This is a genomic window from Pseudomonas sp. BF-B-30 (assembly GCF_019956305.1).
In the GTDB taxonomy this organism is placed as follows: Bacteria; Pseudomonadota; Gammaproteobacteria; order Pseudomonadales; family Pseudomonadaceae; genus Aquipseudomonas; species Aquipseudomonas jessenii.
In genome coordinates this window covers 1-22,880 of record NZ_JAHBDG010000035.1, presented here as the reverse complement: position 1 = coordinate 22,880, position 22,880 = coordinate 1, and the positions used below count along the sequence as shown (strand labels likewise).

At 62.3% G+C, this 22,880-nt stretch carries 18 protein-coding genes; 14 read left to right on the top strand and 4 right to left on the bottom strand.

The genetic code is table 11. The features are described 5' to 3' along the window. The first annotated feature begins 22 nt into the window (after window positions 1-22). The 7 genes from KGB29_RS18770 to KGB29_RS18740 all read left to right on the top strand — a co-directional run bounded on the left by KGB29_RS18770 (window position 23) and on the right by KGB29_RS18740 (window position 9,353). The gene (locus KGB29_RS18770) at window positions 23-1,252 is read left to right on the top strand and encodes a Zn-dependent hydrolase (RefSeq protein ID WP_150814937.1); all 1,230 of its coding nucleotides are present in this window, start codon (window positions 23-25) and stop codon (window positions 1,250-1,252) included. Window positions 1,253-1,405: 153 nt separating this feature from the next. Continuing rightward, window positions 1,406-2,431, top strand: a complete 1,026-nt coding sequence (locus KGB29_RS18765) for a histone deacetylase family protein (protein WP_150814938.1) — start codon at window positions 1,406-1,408, stop codon at window positions 2,429-2,431. A gap of 244 nt (window positions 2,432-2,675) precedes the next feature. Beyond that, window positions 2,676-4,580 (top strand): sigma-54-dependent Fis family transcriptional regulator, encoded by a 1,905-nt coding sequence (locus tag KGB29_RS18760; RefSeq protein WP_150814754.1) that lies wholly within the window; start codon window positions 2,676-2,678, stop codon window positions 4,578-4,580. Continuing rightward, a complete protein-coding gene (locus tag KGB29_RS18755; protein ID WP_057713918.1) occupies window positions 4,580-6,298 on the top strand; it encodes an ABC transporter ATP-binding protein in 1,719 nt (572 codons plus the stop codon). Before KGB29_RS18760 ends, KGB29_RS18755 begins: the two co-directional genes overlap by 1 nt. Then, a complete protein-coding gene (locus KGB29_RS18750; RefSeq protein WP_150814755.1) occupies window positions 6,288-6,965 on the top strand; it encodes a S8 family serine peptidase in 678 nt (225 codons plus the stop codon). The genes KGB29_RS18755 and KGB29_RS18750 overlap by 11 nt, the downstream gene beginning before the upstream one ends. After that, entirely contained in the window at window positions 6,962-8,260 is a 1,299-nt protein-coding gene (locus tag KGB29_RS18745) for a lycopene cyclase family protein (protein ID WP_150814756.1), read from the top strand. The genes KGB29_RS18750 and KGB29_RS18745 overlap by 4 nt, the downstream gene beginning before the upstream one ends. 94 nt (window positions 8,261-8,354) lie before the next feature. Continuing rightward, window positions 8,355-9,353 (top strand): acyltransferase family protein, encoded by a 999-nt coding sequence (locus KGB29_RS18740; RefSeq protein WP_150814757.1) that lies wholly within the window; start codon window positions 8,355-8,357, stop codon window positions 9,351-9,353. A 103-nt stretch (window positions 9,354-9,456) separates the two neighbouring features. Here the strand turns inward: KGB29_RS18740 and KGB29_RS18735 are convergent, their stop codons facing one another. Then, window positions 9,457-10,947 carry an aldehyde dehydrogenase family protein gene (locus KGB29_RS18735; protein ID WP_150814758.1) on the bottom strand — a complete coding sequence of 497 codons (1,491 nt, stop codon included), beginning with the start codon at window positions 10,945-10,947 and terminating at the stop codon, window positions 9,457-9,459. A 525-nt stretch (window positions 10,948-11,472) separates the two neighbouring features. On the opposite strand from KGB29_RS18735, the gene peaA reads away from it, so the two are divergent. The 4 genes from peaA (at window position 11,473) to peaD (ending at window position 16,030) form a co-directional block, all read left to right on the top strand. Beyond that, window positions 11,473-13,053, top strand: a complete 1,581-nt coding sequence (gene peaA / locus KGB29_RS18730; protein ID WP_223544013.1) for a quinohemoprotein amine dehydrogenase subunit alpha — start codon at window positions 11,473-11,475, stop codon at window positions 13,051-13,053. A gap of 81 nt (window positions 13,054-13,134) precedes the next feature. Beyond that, window positions 13,135-14,565: a quinohemoprotein amine dehydrogenase maturation protein gene (gene peaB, locus KGB29_RS18725; RefSeq protein ID WP_008056152.1), complete on the top strand. Its 1,431-nt coding sequence runs from the start codon at window positions 13,135-13,137 to the stop codon at window positions 14,563-14,565. Window position 14,566: 1 nt separating this feature from the next. Further along, window positions 14,567-14,890, top strand: a complete 324-nt coding sequence (gene qhpC / locus KGB29_RS18720; RefSeq protein WP_008016081.1) for a quinohemoprotein amine dehydrogenase subunit gamma — start codon at window positions 14,567-14,569, stop codon at window positions 14,888-14,890. A 21-nt stretch (window positions 14,891-14,911) separates the two neighbouring features. Further along, entirely contained in the window at window positions 14,912-16,030 is a 1,119-nt protein-coding gene (gene peaD, locus KGB29_RS18715) for a quinohemoprotein amine dehydrogenase subunit beta (protein ID WP_150814760.1), read from the top strand. Between the two features lie 273 nt (window positions 16,031-16,303). Here peaD and KGB29_RS18710 read toward each other — a convergent pair whose 3' ends face one another. Further along, window positions 16,304-16,705, bottom strand: coding sequence for a lysozyme inhibitor LprI family protein (locus KGB29_RS18710; RefSeq protein ID WP_057716582.1), 402 nt, complete (start codon window positions 16,703-16,705; stop codon window positions 16,304-16,306). A gap of 277 nt (window positions 16,706-16,982) precedes the next feature. Between KGB29_RS18710 and KGB29_RS18705 the strand changes: the two genes are divergently transcribed. After that, window positions 16,983-17,471 (top strand): SRPBCC family protein, encoded by a 489-nt coding sequence (locus KGB29_RS18705; RefSeq protein ID WP_150814761.1) that lies wholly within the window; start codon window positions 16,983-16,985, stop codon window positions 17,469-17,471. Between the two features lie 286 nt (window positions 17,472-17,757). On the opposite strand, the gene inhA is transcribed toward KGB29_RS18705, so the two are convergent. Continuing rightward, entirely contained in the window at window positions 17,758-18,444 is a 687-nt protein-coding gene (gene inhA / locus KGB29_RS18700; protein ID WP_102671074.1) for an isonitrile hydratase, read from the bottom strand. Between the two features lie 89 nt (window positions 18,445-18,533). Between inhA and KGB29_RS18695 the strand changes: the two genes are divergently transcribed. Then, entirely contained in the window at window positions 18,534-19,517 is a 984-nt protein-coding gene (locus tag KGB29_RS18695) for a GlxA family transcriptional regulator (RefSeq protein ID WP_150814762.1), read from the top strand. Window positions 19,518-19,557: 40 nt separating this feature from the next. Here the strand turns inward: KGB29_RS18695 and KGB29_RS18690 are convergent, their stop codons facing one another. Beyond that, window positions 19,558-21,381: a glycoside hydrolase family 15 protein gene (locus KGB29_RS18690; protein ID WP_150814763.1), complete on the bottom strand. Its 1,824-nt coding sequence runs from the start codon at window positions 21,379-21,381 to the stop codon at window positions 19,558-19,560. 257 nt (window positions 21,382-21,638) lie between these two features. Between KGB29_RS18690 and KGB29_RS18685 the strand changes: the two genes are divergently transcribed. Then, on the top strand, window positions 21,639-22,811 hold the full coding sequence (locus KGB29_RS18685; protein WP_150814764.1) for an MFS transporter: 1,173 nt from the start codon (window positions 21,639-21,641) through the stop codon (window positions 22,809-22,811). Window positions 22,812-22,880 lie beyond the last annotated feature (69 nt).

The window sequence follows — 22,880 nt, the reverse complement described above, 5'->3', positions numbered from 1 at the left end:
CCGAATTTTCCTGGAGAAACACATGTTGAAGATCAATGGCGAACGCCTCTGGGCGAGTCTGATGGCGATGGCCGAAATCGGCGCCACCGCCCGTGGCGGCAGCTGCCGCCTGGCCCTGAGCGACGAGGACAAGGCCGGTCGGGAACTCTTTGCCCACTGGTGCCGCGAAGCCGGCATGACCCTGAGCGTGGATGCCATCGGCAACCTGTTTGCCCGCCGCGCCGGCACCGATCCTGATGCTGCGCCGGTGATGATGGGCAGCCACCTCGACACCCAGCCCGAAGGCGGGCGTTTCGACGGCGTGTACGGCGTGCTCGCCGGCCTGGAAGTGGTGCGCTGCCTGAACGATCTGGGCATCCAGACCCGCAAGCCGCTGGAAGTGGCGGTGTGGACCAACGAAGAAGGCGCACGCTTCACCCCGGCGATGTTCGGCTCGGCGGTGTTTACCGGGATCATGGATCTGGACGCTGCGCTGGCGGTACGCGATATCGATGGGATCAGCGTCGCCGAGGCGCTGCAGCGTACCGGTTATGCCGGCGAGCGCCCGCTCGGCGGCGCGGTGGATGCGTACTTTGAAGCCCACATCGAGCAAGGGCCGATCCTCGAAGACAACGCCAAGAGCATCGGCGTCGTCAGTGGCGGCCAGGCGATTCGCTGGCTCGACGTACGGGTCGAAGGCATGGCGGCCCACGCCGGCACCACGCCTATGCCGCTGCGCAAGGACGCCTTGTACGGCGTGGCGCAGATGATCCAGGCCATCGAAGGCCTGGCGACGGACTTCGCTCCCGAAGGCCTGACCACGGTCGGTGAATTGAGCATCAACAAATCGTCGCGCAATACCATTCCGGGGCTGGTGAACTTCACCGTCGACCTGCGTCATCACCGAGATGAAACCATCGAGACCATGGAACAACAGGTCCGTGCGCGGCTTCAGGCGATTGCCGACGCTCGCGGTTTGAAACTGGCGATCACCCCGCACTGGATCAGCCCGGCGACGCCGTTCGACGTGGACTGCGTGGCGGCGGTGCAACAGGCCGTGGACACCCTGGGCTACGCTCAACAATCGATTGTCAGCGGCGCCGGACATGATGCGATCCACCTGGCGCGGTACTGCCCGACAGCCATGGTGTTCATCCCGTGCGTGGGCGGCCTGAGCCATAACGAAGCGGAAGATGTGCTGCCCGAGGATGTGCGCCAGGGCACCGATGTGTTGCTCAATGCCGTGTTGGCCCGCGCAGTAATCGTTGAATAAACACAATTCCCATGTGGGAGCGGGCTTGCTCGCGAAGGCGTCGTGTCACACAACATTGATGTCGACTGACACTCCCTCTTCGCGAGCAAGCCCGCTCCCACATTTGGGCGTGCTCGATTCCAGGATCTACGTTAACTGACAGGTATTCATTCCATGCGCAGTTTTTTTCACCCCGAACAATTGCTTCACCACCCACGCAGCTACTACTCCCGTGGCCAGATGCGCACGCCGCAGGAAGTGCCGGAGCGTGCGCAGCGCCTGGTGCAGGCGTCTCACGCGTTGGGCTTTGCCGTTGAGCAACCGGCCGATGCCGGGCTCGATCCGCTGCTGGCGGTGCACGGCGCACCGTACCTGAGGTTTTTGCAGGAAGCCCATCAGCGCTGGAAAGAGATTCCCGAGGATTGGGGCGACGAGGTGATGTCGAACATCTTTGTCCGCGAACCCAATGCCCTGCGCGGAATTCTCGCGCAAGCGGCGCGCTATCTGGCCGATGGCAGTTGCCCGGTGGGCGAGCAGACCTGGCGTTCGGCCTACTGGTCGGCGCAAAGCGCCATCGCCGGTGCCCGGGCTTTGCTCGATGGTGAGCCGGCAGCGTATGCCCTGTGCCGGCCACCGGGTCACCACGCCCGGGCCGAAGCGGCGGGTGGTTTCTGTTATGTGAACAACGCGGCGGTGGCGGCGCAGGTATTGCGCGCCGGTTTTTCGCGGGTAGCGGTGCTGGATACCGACATGCACCACGGTCAGGGTATTCAGGAGATTTTCTACGACCGCGATGACGTGCTCTACGTGTCGGTGCACGGCGATCCGACCAACTTCTATCCGGGGGTCGCAGGTTTTGCCGAAGAGCGTGGTGTCGGTGCGGGCGAGGGTTTCAACCTCAACCTGCCGATGGCCCATGGCGCCAGCGAGGCGGTTTTTCTCGGGCAATTGGAAGTAGCGCTGAAGGCGCTGAAGGACTTCGGCGCCGAGGTGCTGGTGCTGTCCCTGGGCTTCGATATTTTCGAGCTGGACCCGCAGAGCAAAGTGGCGGTGACTCGCGAAGGGTTTGCCGTGCTCGGTAAGCGCATTCGCAGCCTCGGGTTGCCGTGCCTGATCGTGCAGGAGGGCGGGTATCACCTGGAGAGCCTGGAGGATAATGCCCGGGCGTTTTTTGTGGACCCTGAGGTTTGGCAGCTCTGAGATCTTTGCTGCCTGGTAGATCGCTATCGCGAGCAAGCTCGCACACACTGGTCAGTGTTGAACACAAATATGCGGTTCACCTCGGTCAAGTGTGGGAGCGAGCTTGCTCGCGATGAACGATAACGGGGTCCACCTGACGGATCACAAGCGCCGTAAGGCACTTGCCATAGCCCTTACGTTAACGTAAAGATTGCGGTAGGGCGCCGACGTATGAAGGCGCAGGGTGGATGACCCGGAGCGCTTGATGACGCCAATAAAAACAAACTCCCCCAAACTGCATAGCGAAGCCCGGCTGGCTCGGGAAAAGTTGCACCTGGAAGGCGAAGTGCCGGATGGCGTCCTGCGTGCGGAAATCGATGCCTCGTGGCGACGCAGCCTCAGCCATGGCGTGCATTTCAATGCCAAGCATGAGCTGGCGCTGGAATCGAGTGCCAGCCTCGACGTGTTGCTGTCCAGCAACCGCTTGTTGATCGACGCTGCGTTGCCGGCCATCGATTACCTGGCCGAGCGTCAGGGCAAGGAAGGGCTGATCATCCTCGCCAACTCCGACGCCACCATCCTCGCCGTCGAAGGCCGCGCCGACCGTCTCAAGGGCAGCGGCCTGCAGGACATCACCCTCGGCACCTGCTGGAGCGAAGCGGTTCGCGGCACCAACGCCCTGGGCACGGCACTGGTGGAAGCCCGGCCGACCCTGATCGATTGCGGCGAACATTATCTGGATCGCCTCAGTGATTTTTCCTGCACTTCGGTGCCGATCCATTGCCCCCAGGGCGACATTCTTGGTGTCCTCGACCTGACCCGCGAAGGCCCGCTCGGCCGTGCCCACGACAGCACTGCGCTGCTGTCCATGGCGGTCAGCCAGATCGAAAGCCGGGTGTTCAACGCCAGTTATCCGGACGAAATCGTCCTGGCCTTCCACAGCCGCCGGCAATATCTGGAATCCCCGTGGCAAGGCCTGCTGGCCGTGAGCCTCGGCGGGCAGATCCTGGCGGTCAGCGCCCAGGCCTGCCAGTTGCTCCACGCCGAGCGCTCGGCCCTGATCGGTCGGCGCTGCGAAGAGTTTCTCGGAGTCGACGGCCTGCAATTGTTGGCGCGTCTGCATCAGGGTGGAGCCGGCAGCCTGCAAACCGCCAAGGGTGAATTCTTCTACAAGACCCTGCGCGCGCCGCAGCGCTCGATCAACGTCAGCAGCCCGCCGCGCACAGTCGCGAAACCGCCCAAGGCGCAACCGGATCTGGAAGCGCTCGCCGGCAGCAATACGCGCTACGCCCGTGCCTTGCGCATGGCCCGTCAAGGCCTGGCCAATGAACTGCCGGTCCTGTTACTGGGCGAAACCGGCACCGGTAAAGAGGTGATCGCCCGCGCCCTGCACATGGCCGGAGCGCGCTGCGACAAACCCTTCGTGGCGGTGAACTGCGCGGCCATTCCCGAAGGCCTGATCGAGTCCGAACTGTTCGGCTATCGTGAAGGCGCGTTCACCGGTTCACGCCGGGGCGGCATGGTCGGGCGCTTGCAGCAGGCCCACGGCGGCACCTTGTTCCTCGATGAAATCGGCGACATGCCTTTGGCTTTGCAGGCCCGGTTGTTGCGGGTGCTGCAGGACCGCAAGGTCGCGCCCCTGGGTGCAGGCGAAGAGCAGGACATCGACGTCGCGCTGATCTGCGCCACCCACCGCGACCTCAAGCGTCTGGTGGAAGAAAAACACTTTCGCGAGGACCTGTTCTACCGGGTCAATGGCATCAGCGTGATGCTTCCGGCCCTGCGCGAGCGCGAAGATTTCGGCGCGCTCGTCACTCGCATGCTGACGACATTGGGCGCACCCGCCGTGGTCCTGCACGATGATCTCGATCGCTTGCTCAACGGTTATCAGTGGCCGGGCAACATCCGCCAACTGGAGATGGTCCTGCGCACCGCGCTGGCCATGCGCGAACCGGGCGAAACCGTGCTGACCCTCGACCACTTGCCCGACAGCATGCTCGACGAGTTGACCACCAGCGAACGGCCCCAGGCCGGCAGCATCCGGGAAAACGAACTGGAGCTGATCCGTCAGTCCCTGGACACGCACCAGGGCAATGTCTCGGCCGCCGCCGACGCTCTGGGCATCAGCCGCGCGACGCTTTATCGCAAGCTCAAACAGTTGCGTTCGTGATGCAGCGCTTGATCGTTCGGCTGATCGACAGCCAGAACCCCGAGGCTCTGCAAGCGGCATTGCGTTGGCTGTACAGCTTCGTGCGACCCCATCGCCTGGCGATTGCCGGGCTGCTGGGTTTGTCGGTCTGCGCCTCGGCGCTGGTGCTGGTGCAGCCGTGGCTGACCAAACTGCTGATCGACGATGGCCTGTTGGCGCGCAATTTCCCGATGCTGGTAATGATCGCCGGGCTGATGATCGTTGCCGGGTTACTGGGCACGGCGCTTTCGGGCATCAACCGCTACCTGCACACGCGACTGTCCGGGCGCATGCTGTTTGCCCTGCGCGATGACCTGTACCGGCATTTGCAAACCCTGTCGCCGAGCTTTTACGGCCAGCGGCGTATCGGCGACCTGATGTCGCGCCTCGATGGCGATGTCGCGGAAATCCAGCGGTTCGCCGTGGACTCGCTGTTCTCGGCCGTGTCCAGCGTGATCGGCCTGGTGGTGGCCGTGGCGATGCTGCTGACCTTGTCCTGGAAACTGTCGCTGCTGGCGCTGGTGCTGATTCCCCTCGACGTGCTCTGGCTGCGCTGGATGCGGCGCAAGGTGGAGCGTGATGTGCGGCAGTTGCGCGAGCGTTCGGCGGACATGTCGTCGTTCATGGTCGAGACGTTGCCGGTGATGAAGTTCATCCAGTCCGCCGGCCAGCAACAGCGCGAAGCGCGGCGCCTCGAGACGCTGGGGCAGGGCTACATGAGCCAGTTGCTGCGCCTGCAAGTCACTGAGTTTTTCACCCAGGCTGTGCCCGGTACCCTGACCTCGCTGTCCCGGGCCTGCGCATTTCTGATCGGCGGTTACTGGGTGGTGCAGGGCACCTGGCAACTCGGCGCCCTGATTGCGTTTTCCACCTACCTGGGCATGGCCGTGGGGCCGGTGCAAAGCCTGCTCGGGCTCTACGTCGCGATCCAGCGGATGACCGTCAGCCTCGGCAGGGTCATGGAGTTGCGCGGCGAACAACCGACCGTGTTGACGCCCGCCACGCCAAGGGCAATGCCCACTGGCGGCGATCTCTGGTTCGACAACGTGCACTTCGCCCATCCCGGTCGTCAATCGACCCTGCGCGGCATCGAGGCGCGGATTCCCTACGGTATGAAAGTGGCCCTCAGCGGCGGCTCGGGCGTGGGCAAGTCCACCCTGATCGACCTGCTGCAACGTCATCACGATCCGCAATCGGGCCGGGTACTGCTGGGCGACGTCGATCTGCGCGAGCTGGATCTGTTCCAGTTGCGTCGGCGCATCGCCATCGTCAGCCAGGACATCGTGCTGTTTCGCGGCAGCCTCGCCGACAACCTGGCCTACGCGGCACCGGACGCCAGCCGCGAGGCGATTGCCGACGTGGCGCGACTGGCGCAACTCGACAGCCTGATCGAGTCCTTGCCCGAAGGTCTCGACAGTCCCTTGGGCGAGCGGGGCCAGCAGTTGTCCGGCGGGCAGAAACAACGCATCGCGATTGCCCGGGCACTGTTGCAGGACCCACTGATCCTGGTGCTCGATGAAGCCACGTCCGCAGTGGATGAAGCCACCGAACGCGAGGTCATCGACGCCATCGACCGCCTGTTTGCCGGGCGTACGCGCATCCTGATCAGCCATCGCCCTTCAACCCTGGCCGACGCCGACCTGCGCTTCGAATTGCTCGACGGCGTACTGACCTCGAAAACGGTGCTGCATGAAACCTGAGTTGCGCATTGGTGTGGTGGACAGCGGTCACTCGGCGGCACAACGGGTGCAAGTGATCGCCGGTCGGCGCTTTTCATTGCTCGAAGACGGCCTGGCCGAGGGCGACTTGCGCGAAGACCCGCTGGGGCATGGCAGTGCGGTGATCGAGGCCATCGGCCGGCGTGCACCCTCGGCGCTGTTTTGCGTGGCTCAGGTGTTCGACCAGCGGGGTGTCACCAGCGCCTTGCAGATCGCCACGGCGATTGACTGGCTGCTGACGCAGGACGTTCGATTGATCAATTTGAGCCTTGGCCTGCGCCAGGATCGCAGCCTGCTGCGCGCGGCCTGCGCGGCGGCGGTGGCGCAGGGCGTGCTGCTGTGTGCGTCGAGCCCGGCCCAAGGGGAAGGGGTGTTTCCGGCGAACTATCCGCAGGTGTTGCGGGTGACCGGCGATGCGCGGTGCGCCGAGCAGGAATGGTCGTGGCTCAACAGCGCCCAGGCGGATTTCGCCGCGTGTGTGCATGGCACGTACCCGGGGCAATCCGGGGCGAGCCTCGGTTGTGCCGCCTTGAGCGGACACATCGCCGGGTTCCTCGTCGAACAGCCTGGTGCCAGCAATGAGCAAGTCATCGAGTGGATGCGCGAGCATGCCCGTTACCGTGGCCCTGAACGGCGCTTCGGGCCATGACCGACATCGTCATTCTGGGCGCCGGCCCGGCGGGGGCCGCGGTCGCGCTGGGTTTGAAGCGGCTGGGCCATGGCGTCACGCTGATCAGCGAATGGCGCCGGTTTGCGGCGCTCGAAGGCGTGTCCGTACGGGTTCTCGAGGCTTTGCGCGGCGCGGGCCTGCACCAGGCGTTGGCGCAAGCAGCGCTGCCTTCTCAACGCCAGGTGAACTGGAATGGCCAGCAGCATGCGCAGAACATCGAATACTTGCTCGACCGTCCGCTGTTTGACCGAGGCCTGCGTGAGGATTTGCGCCTGGCGGGGGTCGAGTTGATCGAAGGCCGGGTGCTGACGGTTCAGTCATCGACCAATGGCCACCGAATCGAAATCGACGGCCGCGAACCACTGCTCGCGCCGTTTCTCGTAGAGGCCCGAGGACGACAGGCCCCCGCTATCGGCAAAGGCTTGCGTGGGCCCGAGACCGTCAGCTTGCTCAATCGCTGGCAGGGTTCGCCGGGCAGCACTGCCAGCGCAGTGGAAAGCCTTGAGGACGGTTGGGCATGGATGGCGCGGCGCGCCGACGGCCAGTGTTACTGGCAATGGACGGTGGATGTGGCCAGTGCCGGGTTACCGGGCAAGGCTATGTTGCTCGATTACTGCCGACAGCGGCGCGAGGGTTCGCGGCTGGCCACTGCATTTTTCGCTGGCGCAGCGCAAAGCGATCTACAACTGCACGCCCGCAGCAGCACGGCGATTCTGAGCCCGCAGGTGTGTGGCGAAAACTGGATTCGGGTCGGCGATGCGGCAATGGCGGTGGACCCATTGTCGGGCAACGGGATCTTTCAGTCCTTGTCTTCGGCGCTGCAGGCGCCCGCGGTGATCAACACGCTGCTGTGCAAACCCGAACGAACGGCTCTGGCCCAGCGTTTCCACCAGCAGCGGGTGGGGCAGTTGTTTTTGCGGTTTGCGCGGATCGGCCGGGATTTTTATGCCGATGAGCAACGCTGGCCGGACCAGCCGTTCTGGCAGGCACGGCGGAGCTGGCCGGATGCCGAGGTGGCCCATGCCGAGGCGGATTTCAATGCGCTGAGGATTGAACGGGCGCCGGTGTTGCGTGATGGACTGGTCGATGAAGCCGAGGTGGTGATCACGGTGGATCAACCGCTGGGTATCTGGCATGTGCATGGGGTTGAAGTGGCGGCGTTGGTGCAGAGGTTAAAGCAGGGAGAGCCGGCGGATCAGGTATTGGCCGGGCTGACGGTGGAGCAGGGGCGGATGGTTCGCAGCTGGTTGCTGGGCCAGGGTTTCAAACCCTGAATGAAGAACGTCCGGATACGGCGAAAAAGCCTGTTCTCCCAGCGCAAAGCATCGTAATTTACGCGCCATAACGACAAGGAATTTTGGGGTGTAAGTGGGAGCTTATCGTCTGCTATTGGCCGTTCTGGTGGCCGTTTCTCATATGGGCAAGACGTTCATGGGGCTAAACCCCGGCGTGATTGCCGTGATTTCCTTCCTGATCATCAGCGGTTTCGTGATGACCTCGCTGATCGAACGCAACTACAAGGCGCCGGAGAAAGTCGGCCTGTTCTACCTGGACCGCGCCCTGCGGCTCTATCCTCAATTCCTGTTCTACTTCGTGGTTTCCTGTGCGGTGATCTATTTCCTGCTGCCCGGCACGCCTCAAGCCGCCGAACTGACGCTGCGCAACATCGGCGCAAGCCTGGCTATCGTGCCACTCGGCTTCTACATGTTCGGCGCGGCGGGATCGTGGATCTTGCCGCCGGCCTGGTCTTTGGGGCTTGAGATGTGCTTCTACCTGATGATCCCTTTCCTGATCATCTATAGGGCGCGGGGCGTTGCGTTTGCTCTATCCGTCGTCGTCTTCATGGCCGCGTGCCTGGGTTTCATCAACACCGACCTGTACGGCTACCGTCTATTGCCGGGTGTGCTGTTCATGTTCCTGTGCGGCAGCTACCTGTACAAAGCGCAGCCGAAGGATTTGGCGATCGCTGCCGGCACCGCCGTGGTGGCGGCCCTGATGTTTGCGGCCATCATGGCGGGATGGATAGAGCGCCGACCGTTCAATGCCGAAGTGACCGCCGGCATAGCGCTGGGCGTGCCCGCCGTGTACCTGCTGACAAAGCTCAGGTTTCACCGGATTGACGAGTTCCTCGGCAATATCAGCTACGGCGTGTTCCTGAATCACTATGTGGTGATGTACTTCCTGCACGCTGTCTGGTCGGTTGCCTACGATGGGGCCGTTGTTGCAACAGTGCTGGCCTTGTCGTTGCTGCTCAGCGGCGTTTCGTACTACTGCGTCGAACGGCCGGCCCTGAAGCTTCGTCACGCGCTTCGGGCCGGCGCAAAATATGGGGTGGGTCAACCACAGGGCCGCGAAACAGTGGCGTAGTGGCTGTGGGGGCGCCTTCGCGGGCAAGCCCGCTCCCACAGGGGAACGCATTCCAATGTGGGAGAGGGCTTGCTCGCGAAGGCGGCCTGAAGGACGCTACGAATCACAGCTTGATCAGCACCGACTTCAACTCGGTGTAATGCTCGATCGCCGCATACCCCATCTCACGCCCGACCCCGGACATCTTGTAGCCGCCGAACGGCAGCGCCGGGTCCAGGGCGCTGTGGCAGTTAACCCACACCGAGCCTGACTTGATGCGCGGAATCATCCGGTGCACCGCCGCCAGGTCATTGGACCAGATGCTCGCGCCCAATCCATACGGACTGTCATTGGCCATGCGCAGGGCATCGGCTTCGTCATCGAACGGGATGGCCACCAGCACCGGGCCGAAGATTTCTTCCTGCACCAGTGAGTGCTTCTGATCGACGTCGACAATTACCGTTGGCTTGACGAAGAACCCAGGCCCGAACTGCTCGCCACCGCAGGCGATGGTCGCGCCGCTTTCCCGGCCCTTTTCGATGTACCCGTAGACGCGCTCCTGCTGGCGCGCCGAGATCAAGGGCCCCATGTCGACGCTTGGGTCCAGGCCGTTGCCGAGTTTCATGGCGTTGGCAATGTCGCTGATGTCCGCCACCACATTGTCGAAGTGCTTGCGCTGCACATACAGCCGCGAGCCTGCGCAGCAGACCTGGCCGTGGTTGAAGAAAATCGCGCTGGCAGCCCCGGCCGCGGCGGTTTTCAGGTCGGCGTCGGCCATGACGATGGTCGGTGATTTACCGCCTAGCTCCAGGGTGACCCGGGTCATGGAATCCATGGCGATCTTGCCGATCTGCTTGCCGACGGCGGTGGAGCCGGTGAAGGTCAGCTTGTCCACCAGCGGGTTGTGGGTCAAGGCAGAACCTGCGGTGATGCCGGTGCCGGTGACCACGTTGAATACGCCTTCGGGATAACCGGCTTCCAGCACCAGTTCGGCAAGTTTAAGTGCGGTCAGCGGGGTTTCGTCGGCCGGCTTTAGCACCACGGTGCAGCCGGTGGCCAGGGCCGGGCCGAGTTTCCAGCAGGCCAGCAACAGCGGGAAGTTCCAGGCAACGATGGCACCGACCACGCCCACCGCTTCACGGCGGATGAAGCTGTGGAACTGGTCGTTGGGCATCAGCGGTGCCGACACGTCAACCGTAGAACCTTCGATCTTGGTCGCCCAACCGGCCATGTAGCGCAGGAAGTCGATGGCCAGTTGCACGTCCATCACCTGAGCCACCGCCGCGCTTTTACCGTTGTTCAGGCATTCCAGTTGCGCCAGCAGTTCGGCGTCGCGCTGCATCAGGTCGGCGAGTTTCCACAGCAGGTTCTGCCGCTCCCGGGGACGGGTGCGGGTCCAGGCCGAATCGTCGAACGCCTGGCGGGCGGCGAGTACCGCGCGGTCGACATCTTCCGGCGTTGCTCGTGGTACCACGCACAACACCTCACCGGTGGCCGGGTTGTGCAGGGGCATGGTCTGGCCGTCGGCGGCCTCGACCCAGTCACCGCCGATGAGCATGCGCGGGGCGCGCTGGATGAATGCCGAAGTGGCGGGAAGCAGGTTTGGGAGCGACATTGGCGAGGCCTCTTGTTGTTCGTGAGAACCGGGCTTTCGCAATGCCTGTGCCAGTTGTGTTTTTTCGGCCGAAAGGCCCGATCCAGTGGGGTGACAGATATTTTCCGGGTCACCCTGACATCGATAAACGTCGCAAATTGCGACGACGTGAGACGTCCCGAACACAACACCCTGTAGGAGCGAGCCTGCTCGCGATGGACAAAAGAGCACCACGTTTAGCCTGTAAGCACGCGATATCGTTAACGACCATCGCGAGCAGGCTCGCTCCTACAGAAAACTATGCTTGTCTCAGAGTGAAACAGTTGTCGCGAAATTAAACGTGCAACGCCCATGACGTCTCCCGAAAAAAAACGGTTATTAGTCACAAGTCATTGATTCATTGAAATATTCATAAGCTGGCACGCTCCGTGTATTGCTCATCGCAGACGTTTCTCTTGCCTCCGTCGGCGGATCAAAGCCGGCGGCAGAAACCATAAAAACGATAAGCCACAACAATAAGAACGCACCGTGCGAGGTTCGACGTTGATGAAGAGAAAACTCCGATCAGGCATGAGCGCCAGCCTGCTGGCCGTAGCCGCTTGTGTAGCGCTGCATTCGCCTCATAGCCTGGCAGCCCGCGACGCCCAGACCATCCTCAAGGAAACCTGTCAGGGCTGTCACACCCCCGAAGCCGATAACGCCCTCAGCCGCATCAGCCACCAGCGCAAAACGCCGGAAGGCTGGCTGATGAGCATTGCCCGGATGCAGACCATGCACGGTTTGCAGATCAGCGATGAGGACCGTCGCACGCTGGTCAAATACCTGGCCGACACCCAGGGCCTGGCGCCGAGCGAAACCGACGGCGTGCGTTATGCGCTGGAGCGCCGGCTCAATACCGTCGAGCAGTTCGACGACCAGACCAGCCAGATGTGCGGCCGCTGCCACTCCGGTGCGCGGGTTGCCCTGCAACGGCGTCCGGCCCAGGAGTGGGAACGCCTGGTGAATTTCCACCTCGGTCAGTGGCCGTCCCTGGAGTACCAGGCGCTGTCCCGGGACCGCGACTGGTTCGATATGGCCCGCAAAGAAATGGTGCCGCTGCTGGCCAAACGTTATCCGCTGGACAATCCGGCCTGGAAAAAATGGCAGAGCGCGGCGCTGAAAGCCGATGCCCTGGTGGGCGACTGGAGCTTCAGCGGCCACTTGCCGGGCAAGGGTGAGCTGGCGGGTGTAATGACCGTGAGTGCCGATGGCAGCGAGACCTTCAAGGTCAGCGTCAAAGGCCAATACGCCGACGGCACGCCGTTCAACGGCGACGGCAGTGCAATCCTCTACACCGGCTACGAATGGCGCGGCAACGTGACCATCGATGGCGTGACCATGCGCCAGGTGTTCGCCGCCCAGGGCAATGCGATGCAGGGCCGGATGTTCGAGGCCGAGCACGACGAGCGCGGCCTGGACTTCGTCGCCGCCAAGCAAGGCTCCAACCGTTTGCTGGCGGTGCAGCCGGGTTATCTGAAGGCCGGCAGCGAAACCGAAGTGACCCTGATCGGCAGCGGCCTGACCGGCAAACCGGACTTCGGCAAAGGCGTGGAAGTGCTCGAAGTGGTCGAGCAGAGCCCTGAGCGGATCAAGGTCAAGCTCAAGGCGGCGGCCAATGCCCAACCGGGCGTGCGCGCGGTCAGCGTCGGCACGTTAAAGGGCCCGAGCCTGTCGGTGTACAGCAAGATCGCCTCGGTCAAGGTTGTGCCGGAATTCTCGGTGGCACGGATCGGCGAGGGCGGTGGTTCGACGCCGAAAGTCCAGGGCCGTTTCGACGCGGAAGCCTGGGGCAAGGGCGCTGATGGCAAGCCGTACCGCATCGGTGTGTTCCCGGCGCAGTGGAAAGTCGAGGCCTTCGACGACCGCGCCAGGGAAGACGAAGACGTCAAGTTCGCCGGCACCATGCAGGCCGACACCGGCGTGTTCACTCCGGGCGATGCCGGGCCGAACCCGGCACGCAAGATGTCCACCAACAATGCCGGCAACCTCAAGGTGATCGCCGCCGTCGAAGACGCAGGGAAATCCCTGACCGGCGAAGGCCACCTGATCGCGACCGTGCAACGCTGGAACAATCCACCCATTCCGTGAGTTGGCTGACGGCACAGGCTTCAGACACTTTTCGGAATGACCGCAAGCCCCGCCAAGCGGGGCCTGCACAGGAGGTTTGCCATGGGCGCTATCTTGAATCTGGTCGAACGCAACCTGCACGAAGTGCAGGTCGATGCCGACCGCATGCTGTTTCACATCCCCAGCAGTTCGCTGTTCGCCAGCGATGAACTGACGGGCACCATCATAGACACCTTGCGCGGGCCAGGTTGTTCCTCGGACGACCTGATCCAGCGCCTGGCCGCGCGTTTCAACGGCGAGGAAATCACCGAGACCCTGCGCGAGCTGATGGCCCTGGAACTGGTCAGCGACGGCTCGCCGCTGACCCCCGACATCGCCACCAAACGGGTCGAGCGCACGGCGATCAATACCGTGGTGCTCAACGTCAACACCGGCTGCAACCTGAGCTGCACGTATTGCTACAAGGAGGACCTCGACAAGCCGTCGGCGGGCAAGAAAATGGACGTCGAAACGGCGATCGCCTCGGTGGAAATGCTGCTGCGCGAATCCCCGGACGAAGAGCGTTTCACCGTGGTGTTCTTCGGCGGCGAACCGCTGAGCAACCGCAAGCTGATCGAGTACATGGTCGACTATTGTGAGAAGCGTTTTCGCGAGGCGGGCAAGTTCGTCGAATTCGTCATGACCACCAACGCCACGTTGCTCACCGAAGAAACGGTGGATTACCTCAATGCCCATCGTTTCGGGCTGTCGGTGAGCATCGACGGGCCGAAGACCGTGCACGACCGCAACCGTATCACCGTGGGCGGGCAGGGCACCTATGACGTGGTGCGGCGCAAGGCCGAGATGCTGCTGTCGCGCTACAACAGCCGTCCGGTCGGAGCTCGCGTAACGCTCACCACCGGCGTGACCGACGTCGAAACCATCTGGGATCACCTGTTCAACGAACTGGGTTTTGCCGAAGTCGGCTTTGCCCCGGTGACCTCCGGCGACATCAGCAGCTTCAATCTCACCAGCGATGAACTGGTGCAGGTGTTCGCCAACATGAAGGCGCTGGGTCGTCGATACCTGGAAGCGGCGCTGGAGCACCGCAACATCGGTTTCTCCAACCTGCACCAGCTCATCACCGACATCCACGAAGGCCACAAGAAAGCCCTGCCGTGCGGCGCGGGCCTGAAGATGCTGGCGGTGGATCACAAGGGCGAGCTGAACCTGTGCCACCGTTTTACCGGTTCGAGCCTGCCGACCTTCGGCAACGTCCATAGCGGCGTGAAACAGGTGGAGTTGAACGACTTCCTGTCCCAGCGCCTGGACCGTACCAACACCGGCTGCGAAGACTGTCAGATCCGCAACCTGTGTTCCGGCGGCTGCTACCACGAGAGCTACGCCCGCTATGGCGATCCGACCCACCCAACCTATCACTACTGCGAACTGATGCGTGACTGGGTCGACTTCGGCATCGAGGTCTACACCCGGATCATGGCCAATAACCCTGCGTTCATCAGCAGTTACATCACTCCGCGCAAGGCTCACTGATATGAAACATCTCAAGGCAATCAATAACAAAGCGTTGAAGCTGGATCAGGCCGCGGATGAAAACCGCATAGAAGAAGTGGTGGCCATGAGTTCCGTGGCGGGCTGTGCCTCGACCACCGACCCGGGCTGGGAAATCGATGCGTTTGGCGGTGTGTCGTCGCTGTGCCAGCCAATGGAGGCCGATCTCTACGGGTGCTCCGACCCTTGCTGGTGGCCGGCCCAGGTGCCCGACATGATGAGCACCTACCCGGACTGGAACAAGGATGCCCAGGCGTCCAACGACAACTGGCGCAACCTCGGCACTGTCTTCCCCAAAGACAAGTGATCACAGAAGAAGGATTCCAGCATGCGTAACATCAAAGCCTGCGGCCTGGCCGCGTTCGCCGTCCTGAGCAGCTGTTCTGTCAGTGTTCTGGCCGATGAAAATACCGCGCTGCAAGTCGGTCACGAATACATGGTGACCACCAACTACCCGAACAACCTGCACGTGATCGACCTGGCCACCGATACGCTGTTCAAGACCTGCAAGATGCCCGATGCCTTCGGTCCCGGCTCCGTGCAGTTGTCGCCGGACCGCAAGACCGCCTACGTGCTGAACAATCACTATGCGGATGTCTACGGTGTCGAACTGGACAACTGCAAGCAGGTGTTCCACGCCGGCATCACCCAGAAGCCGGGTGAGAAGGCCAGGTCCATGTTCGCCTTCACGGTCAGCCACGACGGCAAGGAGCTGTACACCGTCGCCAACCCGACGCTGATGATGAACGATCGCTACGAAGTGCAGCAGCCTCGGCTCGACGTGTACAAGACTGACGCCGGCATGGACGCCAGGCCGGTGCGCAGTTTCCCGGCGCCGCGCCAGCTGACCATCATGCAGAGCGGTGACGACGGCACGCTGTACGTGGCCGGGGCCGATGTCTACAAGGTCAATGTGCAAACCGGCAAGTTCGACGTACTGATCCCTAGCCGTCACTGGAAACGCCCGAACTACAGCGCGCCCGACGTGCTCTACGTGTGGAACCAGCAGACCTACCGGCATGACTTCTCGCTGCTCTACACCGCGGCGAAATTCAAGGACAAGAAACAGGACCCGGCCACCGCCGAATACCTGTACGGCCTGTTCAGCGTCGACCTGAAGACCGGCAAGACCGAAACCACCGACTTCGGGCCTCTGACTGAAATCTACTTCAGCGGCATGCGTTCGCCCAAGGACCCGAACCTGATGTTTGGCGTACTCAACCGCCTGGCCAAGTACGACATCAAGCAGAAGAAAATGCTCCAGTCCGCCGCGCTCGATCACTCGTACTACTGCATTTCCTTCAACAAGGACGGCAGCAAGATCTACCTGGCGGGGACGTTCAACGACGTGGCGATCTTTGATGCCGACAGCCTGAAACAGACGGGCAGCATCAAGTTGCCGGGCGGAGACATGGCGATTACCACGGCGCAGATTTTTGTCCGGTAATTGCGGCGCCTGAACTGACGCCTTCGCGGGCAAGCCCGCTCCCACAGTGGATTCGCAGTGTGATCACTATCGCGTGAACACCACTGAACCCTGTGGGAGCGGGCTTGCTCGCGATGGCGGCATGTCAGGCAACATCAATGTTGAATGTGCCTACCTCATCGCGAGCAAGCTCGCTCCCACAGTTTTTGTGGTGACGCCGGCATTGCGAGTACACCCTAATCCCCTGTGGGAGCGGGCTTGCTCGCGAAGAGGCCCTCAAAAACACAGCAAAAATCAAACCCCCGGCACCGGGCAACTCATATCCCCCTCCTGGCACTTCAGGTAGTTCTTGAACGTCTGAACCCGTGCCTTGGTCAGTTCCGTGGTGCAGTTGCTGTATATCAGCGGATACACACTCCCGCCTTCCACCCCGGATGCCGAAAACTTGCACTCGGCATCGCGGAACGCAACCCACGCCCGCTGCGCACCCACCAACTGCTTCTTGCTGTCCGGGTTGCTCTTGAGCCGCGAAGTGATTTGCTGGTACAGCGCATTCAATTCCTTGTCGGCGGCCGCGTTCTGCTGCGCCGCGCACTGGTTCATCGTCGCCTGATCGCTGGCGTTGTCGCAGTCCACGGCGAACGCCATGGAGGTGAACAACAGGGGTGTCAGCGCCAAGAGTAAGCGTGGGTTCATGCTGGAGTGCTCGCTGTGACCGAAAGAGAGGTGCAGTGTAGCGCTGAGGGGCACAGGCAACTGCCGCGCAGATTTTTCATGTCGCTATCCTTTTCGATGCTGTTTCGAGGGCGAACGTTAGCAGTTTCGACCCGCTGACTTTGCGATTGCCCAGAACTTATCCAAGCAAATGCAACCGAATATCTCAGGTATGGTTGATTGCTTATCCCGATTGGTACAACTTTAGAGTTGGTCTTGTGGTCTTACTGACCTACTGTTCAAGTACAGGAGGTGACTTATGAACCCAGCATCTGATCGCATTGAAAGGAAAGTCCTGCTCAAGGCCAAGCGTTCACAGGTCTGGCGTGTGCTGGCCAATGCCGAAGTGTTCGGACAGTGGTTTGGCGTGGCGCTCGAAGGCAAGCGTTTTGTGGCAGGCGAATGGACCCAGGGGCAGGTTACCTATCCCGGTTATGAACATTTGCGTTGGAATGTACTGGTAGAGCGGGTCGAGCCGGAGCGGCTGCTTTCGTTTCGCTGGCACCCGTATGCCGTGAACCCTGAAGTCGATTACTCCCAGGAACCCACCACCCTGGTGAAATTCGAGCTCGAAGACATGGACAACGGCACGTTGCTCAAGGTCTCCGAGTCCGGTTTCGATCACATTCCCCAGTCCCGTCGCGAAAGGGCTTTCCGCATGGACAGTCGTGGCTGGGAAGAGCAAATGAACAATATCGAGCAGTTTTTGATCGACAATGCCAAAGCCCACGAGCAACAGAGTGGCTGAAGTCGGCTCGAAACCTGAGGCGTCCAAGGGTTTTCGGACGGTGGTTTATAGCGAATGTCTTACACGCGATGGTAGCGATATCGCCTGTTACAAATTGGATCCTAAGCGTAATCTGGCCTCACCCACTGAAGCACAGGATGTGCTCAGGATCATGGATGATCGACCATATGCAAGGAACGCTACGACAAGGAGTCGTCATGGTCTTGGAAAAACCCGCTTCGGCGGGTTTTTTTTGCGCGCATGAAAAGTCGTGGCGGCAGGAACCGGGTTCCCGCCGCCATTTTTTTCACTGTCGATCGAGTTTCGCCGCCGCGCGTTCGGTGATCTGCGCCCGCAGTTTCAACGAGCCGGCAGCCCGCCGGCGAGCCTCACCCAACACGCTGGCCGGGGCCGTCTCGGGGCTGCCCGCGGTAAACGGCGGGGCCGGGGCGTATTCCAGTTGCAGTTGCACCAACTCGGCGGTGGCCTGGTCGAACAGCTCGGCGGCCAGGGTCAGGGCGAAGTCGATACCGGCGGTGATGCCGCCACCGGTCAACAGATTACCGTCACGAACCACCCGGTCTTGCACTGCGATTGCGCCCAGCGGCTTGAGTAGTTCGTGATAGGCCCAGTGAGTGGTGGCACGTTTGCCCTTGAGCAATCCCGCCGCACCCAGCACCAGCGAGCCGGTGCACACCGACGTGATGTACCGCGCGTTGGCGGCCTGGGCCTTGAGAAAGTCCAGAGTCTGGTCATCTTCCATCAAGGGACCGACGCCACTGCCACCGGGCACGCAGATCACGTCCAGTGCCGGGCAATCATCGAAGGTGGTGGTCGGTTTCAACAGCAGGCCGGTGCTGGCGGTGACCGGCATCAGGTCTTTCCAGATCAGATGCACTTTCACATCCGGCAGCGAGGCCAGTACGTCGTAAGGGCCGGTCAGGTCCAGTTGCTGAACCTGTGGAAACAACAGAAAACCGATCTGCAACGTCATGGTGTTTTTTCTCGTGAAGTGGGTGGACGGTTTGACTCTAGGCTCGTAGGCTTTGGCGCATACGCCAATATCCCCACGAATTACGCCAAATGTCGAAAACCATCCATGTACTCGCTTTCGCCAACGTGCAAATACTCGACGTCACCGGGCCGTTGCAGGTTTTCGCTTCGGCCAACGACATAGCCCGTCAGCAAGGCCTGCCGCCACCCTACGCACCGACCGTGATTGCCAGTGGCGGCGGGGCGGTGATGTCGTCGGCGGGGTTGGCGCTGTTGGCCGAACCGTTGCCGGATGAGGGCACTGATACCCTGATCATCGCCGGTGGCTGGGGTGTTTACGCAGCGGCGCAAGATGCGCCGTTGGTCGCCTGGGTGCGCGAACATGCCCGTGGCTGCCGGCGGGTTTCCTCGGTATGCACCGGTGCGTTCCTGCTGGCGGCCAGCGGCTGGCTCGACGGCCGGCGCGTGGTCACCCACTGGACCCGTTGCGAGCAACTGGCGCAGCAGCATCCGCAACTGCACGTCGAGCCCAACCCGATCTTCATCAACGACGGCCCGGTCTGGACCTCGGCCGGGGTGACCGCCGGCATCGACCTGGCGTTGGCCATGGTCGAAGAAGACCTGGGGCGCACCATGGCCCTCGAAGTCGCGAGGCAACTGGTGGTGTTTCTCAAACGTCCGGGTGGCCAGTCGCAATTCAGCGTGACCCTGTCACTGCAACAGGAAGGCAACCGTTTCGACGAACTTCACGCCTGGATCAGCGAAAACCTGGCCCACGACCTGGGCATCCCGACTCTGGCCTTGCAAGCCGGCATGAGCGAACGCAGCTTCGTGCGCCACTACCGCGCCGACACCGGCCAGACCCCGGCCCGGGCCATCGAACTGATCCGCGTCGAAACCGCGCGGCGTTTGCTCAGCGATACCGGCGTGCCGATCAAACGAGTAGCGGTGCAATGCGGCTTCGGCAGCGAAGAAACCCTGCGCCGCAGTTTCCTGCGGGCCATGGGCGTGACGCCGCAGGCATATCGGGAGCGGTTTTCGGTCAGTGCCGGCGCAGATCCACTGGGGTCTTGAGCCACCTTTTGCCTGAGTTCGAACATTGTTTAACCCGTATTCACGGCTGCCAAAACCTCTTCTCCCCACTCAGCCTCCGATCCAGAAAGCAAGCCGCACTGATCAACGCCAGATGCGTCAATGCCTGCGGCGTGTTGCCCATGTGCCGCCCATGGCTATCGAACTCTTCGGCATACAACCCCAGCGGGTTGGCGTACCTGAGCAACTGTTCGAACTCCAGGTGGGCCTTGTCGAGCTGGCCGGCGCGGGCCAGGCATTCGACGTACCAGAACGAGCACGCGGCAAAGGCGCCTTCGCTGCCAGGCAGACCGTCGATCTTGCTGTCGTCGTTGCGGTAGCGGTAGATCATGCCGTCGCGTACCAGGCTTCTTTCGATGGCTTGCAGGGTCGCCAGCCAGCGCGGGTCGCGGGCGCTGACGAAACGCACCAGCGGCATCAGCAGCATCGAACCGTCCAGGCCGGTGCCGCCGATGTGCTGGACGAAGTGCCCGCGTTCCTCGCACCAGAAGTTCTCCCAGATGTCGGCGTAGATCGCCTGGCGGGTCTGGTCCCAGCGCGCGAAAGGTGCCGGTAGCGAGCGCTTTGAAGCGAGGCGGATGGCGCGGTCCAGGGCGACCCAGCACATCAGCCGTGAATGCAGGAAATGGTATTGCTCGCCGCGCATTTCCCAGATGCCGACATCTTTCTGCTCCCAGGTTTTACAGACCTGATCGACCACCTCCACCGTGTGTTTCCAGCCTTCATGGGAGATGGCTTCGCCGTATTTGTTGACCAGGTAAATCGCGTCCATCAGCTCGCCGAAGATATCGAGCTGGACCTGTTCATAGGCCTGATTGCCGATGCGCACCGGTTGTGCGCCACCATGGCCGGACAGGTGCGTCAGCTCGATCTCCGGTAATTCCTGGCGACCGTCGATGGCATACAGGATGTTGAGTTTCATCGGCTTGCCCTGACAATCGCTGACCCGCCCCCGCAACCAGCGCATGTAGGCGTTGGCTTCTTCGACGAAGCCCAGGCGCATGAACGCATAGACGGTGAACGAGGCGTCGCGGATCCAGGTGAAGCGATAGTCCCAGTTGCGCGAGCCACCAGGGCTTTCCGGCAGGCCGAAGGTGGCGGCGGCGAGAATGGCGCCGTGCTTGCGCGAGGTCAGCAGCTTCATCGCCAGGGCCGAGCGGTTGACCATTTCGCGCCAGCGGCCGCGGTAGTTGGACTGGCCGATCCAGTCGCGCCAGAATTTCAGGGTGCGCTCCAGGCACAGTTGCGCAGCGCCTTCCTTTAAGCGCGGATCGTCGAGGGCACCGAGCAGGAATTGACTGGTCTGGTCTTGTTCGAGGGTGAATTCGGCCACCGCCGCATTGCCGTCGATATGCAAAACCTGATCCGAAGACAGGCGCAGGGACGGCTGATCGACCGCGTCGAAGGTGACGTCTTTTTCATCCATGCGTGCGCGGGTTTTGGCGCGAGCGTAGTCATGACGCACGGCGCAGCGCATCTGGAAGGTGGCGCGGCCGCTGACCACACGGATCCGCCGCATCAGCAGCGGCAGGTCATCCTCGGTGTCACCGACCGGCAGCAGGTCGGTGACCTCGACCACGGCGCGATCGCTGAGCCAGCGGGTCAGTAGCACATTGGTGTCGGGCAGGTAGATTTGTTCGCGACGGGCGTCGGGCAAATCCGGCGACAACTGGAAAATCCCCGCCTCGGGGGTGTCCAGCAGCGAGCAGAAGATCGACGGACTGTCGAATTCCGGCCAGCAGAAAAAGTCCACGCTGCCCTTGTCATTGACCAGCGCCGCGCTGCGCATATCGCCGATGATGCCGTGGGCGTCGATGGGGCTTTGGCGTTCGGGGTGATCAGCCATTGTCGCGAAACTCCGGGAACCTGGGGCCTATTCAACTGACTGGTCGGGGTCGGTGAGAGTTCATTTGGCGAAGGGAGGTGAGTTGTCTGTTCTGGCCCCATCGCGAGCAAGCTCGCTCCCACAGTTGATTGGTGTACGCCGGCCATTGTGGGAGCGAGCTTGCTCGCGATGGGGTCTTCACATTCAACCAACAATTCCACGCTTCCCCCGCAATCAGCCGTTATGGCAACGTGCAGTCCCCTGATGAGACCCGTCCCATGGCAAACCCCTATCGAGAGTTATTCAAAGCCCCCGGCAGCCGCGCATTCGTGCTGGCCGGAATGATCGCGCGCATGCCGATTTCCATGACCGGCATCGGCCTGATCACCATGCTCTCGCAGTTGCAGGGTGGCTACGCAATGGCCGGCGCGGTGGCGGCGACGTTCGCCCTGGCCACGGCGTTTTGTGCGCCGCAGGTATCGCGGCTGGTGGATCGATTTGGCCAGGGGCGGATTCTACCGGTATCGGCGTTGCTGGGCGGTGGGGCACTGTTGCTGCTGTTGTTGTGCACGCGGTTGCAGGCGCCGCACTGGACGCTGTTTTTCTTCGCCGCGCTGGCCGGTTGCATGCCGAGCATGTCGGCGATGGTGCGGGCGCGCTGGACTGAGGTGTATCGCGGCCGCCCCGAGTTGCAAACCGCCTACGCCCTGGAGTCGGTGCTGGACGAAGTCTGCTTCATTGTCGGGCCACCACTGTCGGTGGGGTTGTGCGTGGTGGCATTCCCCGAGGCCGGTCCGCTGGCGGCCTTGCTGGCGCTGGCCATCGGCGTCACCGCATTCGTCCTGCAACGCAGCACGGAGCCGCCGGTGCATCCCCATGAAGAGCATCACCAGGGCTCGATCATCCGTTGCCGCGACATTCAGTTGCTGATGCTGTTGATGGTCGCCATGGGCACCATTGTCGGCGTGGTGGACGTGGTTAGCGTCGCCTTCGCCCAGCATCAGGGCCAACCGGCGGCGGCGAGCATCGTGCTGTCGGTGTACGCCATCGGCTCGTGCCTGGCCGGGTTGGCGTTCGGCGCACTGCGCTCGAAAGTGCCGCTGGCGCGCCTGTTCCTGTACGGCGGGGTGGCGACGGCGGTCACCACCTTGCCGTTGCTGCTGGCGACGAACATTTTCGGTTTGTCATTGGCGGTGTTTGTCGCCGGCCTGTTTTTCGCGCCGACGCTGATTGTCGCCATGGCCCTGGTGGAGCAGATCGTACCGCCGGCCAAACTCACCGAAGGCCTGACCTGGCTGGTCACCGGCCTGAGCATCGGCGTGGCGATCGGCGCCGCCGGCTCCGGCTGGCTGGTGGACGCCTTCGGCGCGCGCAGCGGGTTCTGGCTGGCGATTGCGGCGGGGGCAGTGGTGCTCGGTTCGGCAATCCCGAGCTATCGTCATCTGAAATGAAGACTTACCTGTGGGAGCGGGCTTGCTCGCGAAGGCGTCGTGTCAGTCGACATCAATGTTGCATGACAC

Excerpts from the sequence above, each read along its gene's own strand:
- KGB29_RS18770 (WP_150814937.1), top strand. The coding sequence starts at position 23 with ATGTTGAAGATCAATGGCGAACGCCTCTGGGCGAGTCTGATGGCGATG.
- KGB29_RS18765 (WP_150814938.1), top strand. The coding sequence starts at position 1,406 with ATGCGCAGTTTTTTTCACCCCGAACAATTGCTTCACCACCCACGCAGC.
- KGB29_RS18760 (WP_150814754.1), top strand. The coding sequence starts at position 2,676 with ATGACGCCAATAAAAACAAACTCCCCCAAACTGCATAGCGAAGCCCGG.
- KGB29_RS18755 (WP_057713918.1), top strand. The coding sequence starts at position 4,580 with ATGCAGCGCTTGATCGTTCGGCTGATCGACAGCCAGAACCCCGAGGCT.
- KGB29_RS18750 (WP_150814755.1), top strand. The coding sequence starts at position 6,288 with ATGAAACCTGAGTTGCGCATTGGTGTGGTGGACAGCGGTCACTCGGCG.
- KGB29_RS18745 (WP_150814756.1), top strand. The coding sequence starts at position 6,962 with ATGACCGACATCGTCATTCTGGGCGCCGGCCCGGCGGGGGCCGCGGTC.
- KGB29_RS18735 (WP_150814758.1), bottom strand. The coding sequence starts at position 10,947 with ATGTCGCTCCCAAACCTGCTTCCCGCCACTTCGGCATTCATCCAGCGC.
- peaA (WP_223544013.1), top strand. The coding sequence starts at position 11,473 with ATGAAGAGAAAACTCCGATCAGGCATGAGCGCCAGCCTGCTGGCCGTA.
- peaB (WP_008056152.1), top strand. The coding sequence starts at position 13,135 with ATGGGCGCTATCTTGAATCTGGTCGAACGCAACCTGCACGAAGTGCAG.
- qhpC (WP_008016081.1), top strand. The coding sequence starts at position 14,567 with ATGAAACATCTCAAGGCAATCAATAACAAAGCGTTGAAGCTGGATCAG.
- peaD (WP_150814760.1), top strand. The coding sequence starts at position 14,912 with ATGCGTAACATCAAAGCCTGCGGCCTGGCCGCGTTCGCCGTCCTGAGC.
- KGB29_RS18710 (WP_057716582.1), bottom strand. The coding sequence starts at position 16,705 with ATGAACCCACGCTTACTCTTGGCGCTGACACCCCTGTTGTTCACCTCC.
- KGB29_RS18705 (WP_150814761.1), top strand. The coding sequence starts at position 16,983 with ATGAACCCAGCATCTGATCGCATTGAAAGGAAAGTCCTGCTCAAGGCC.
- inhA (WP_102671074.1), bottom strand. The coding sequence starts at position 18,444 with ATGACGTTGCAGATCGGTTTTCTGTTGTTTCCACAGGTTCAGCAACTG.
- KGB29_RS18695 (WP_150814762.1), top strand. The coding sequence starts at position 18,534 with ATGTCGAAAACCATCCATGTACTCGCTTTCGCCAACGTGCAAATACTC.
- KGB29_RS18690 (WP_150814763.1), bottom strand. The coding sequence starts at position 21,381 with ATGGCTGATCACCCCGAACGCCAAAGCCCCATCGACGCCCACGGCATC.
- KGB29_RS18685 (WP_150814764.1), top strand. The coding sequence starts at position 21,639 with ATGGCAAACCCCTATCGAGAGTTATTCAAAGCCCCCGGCAGCCGCGCA.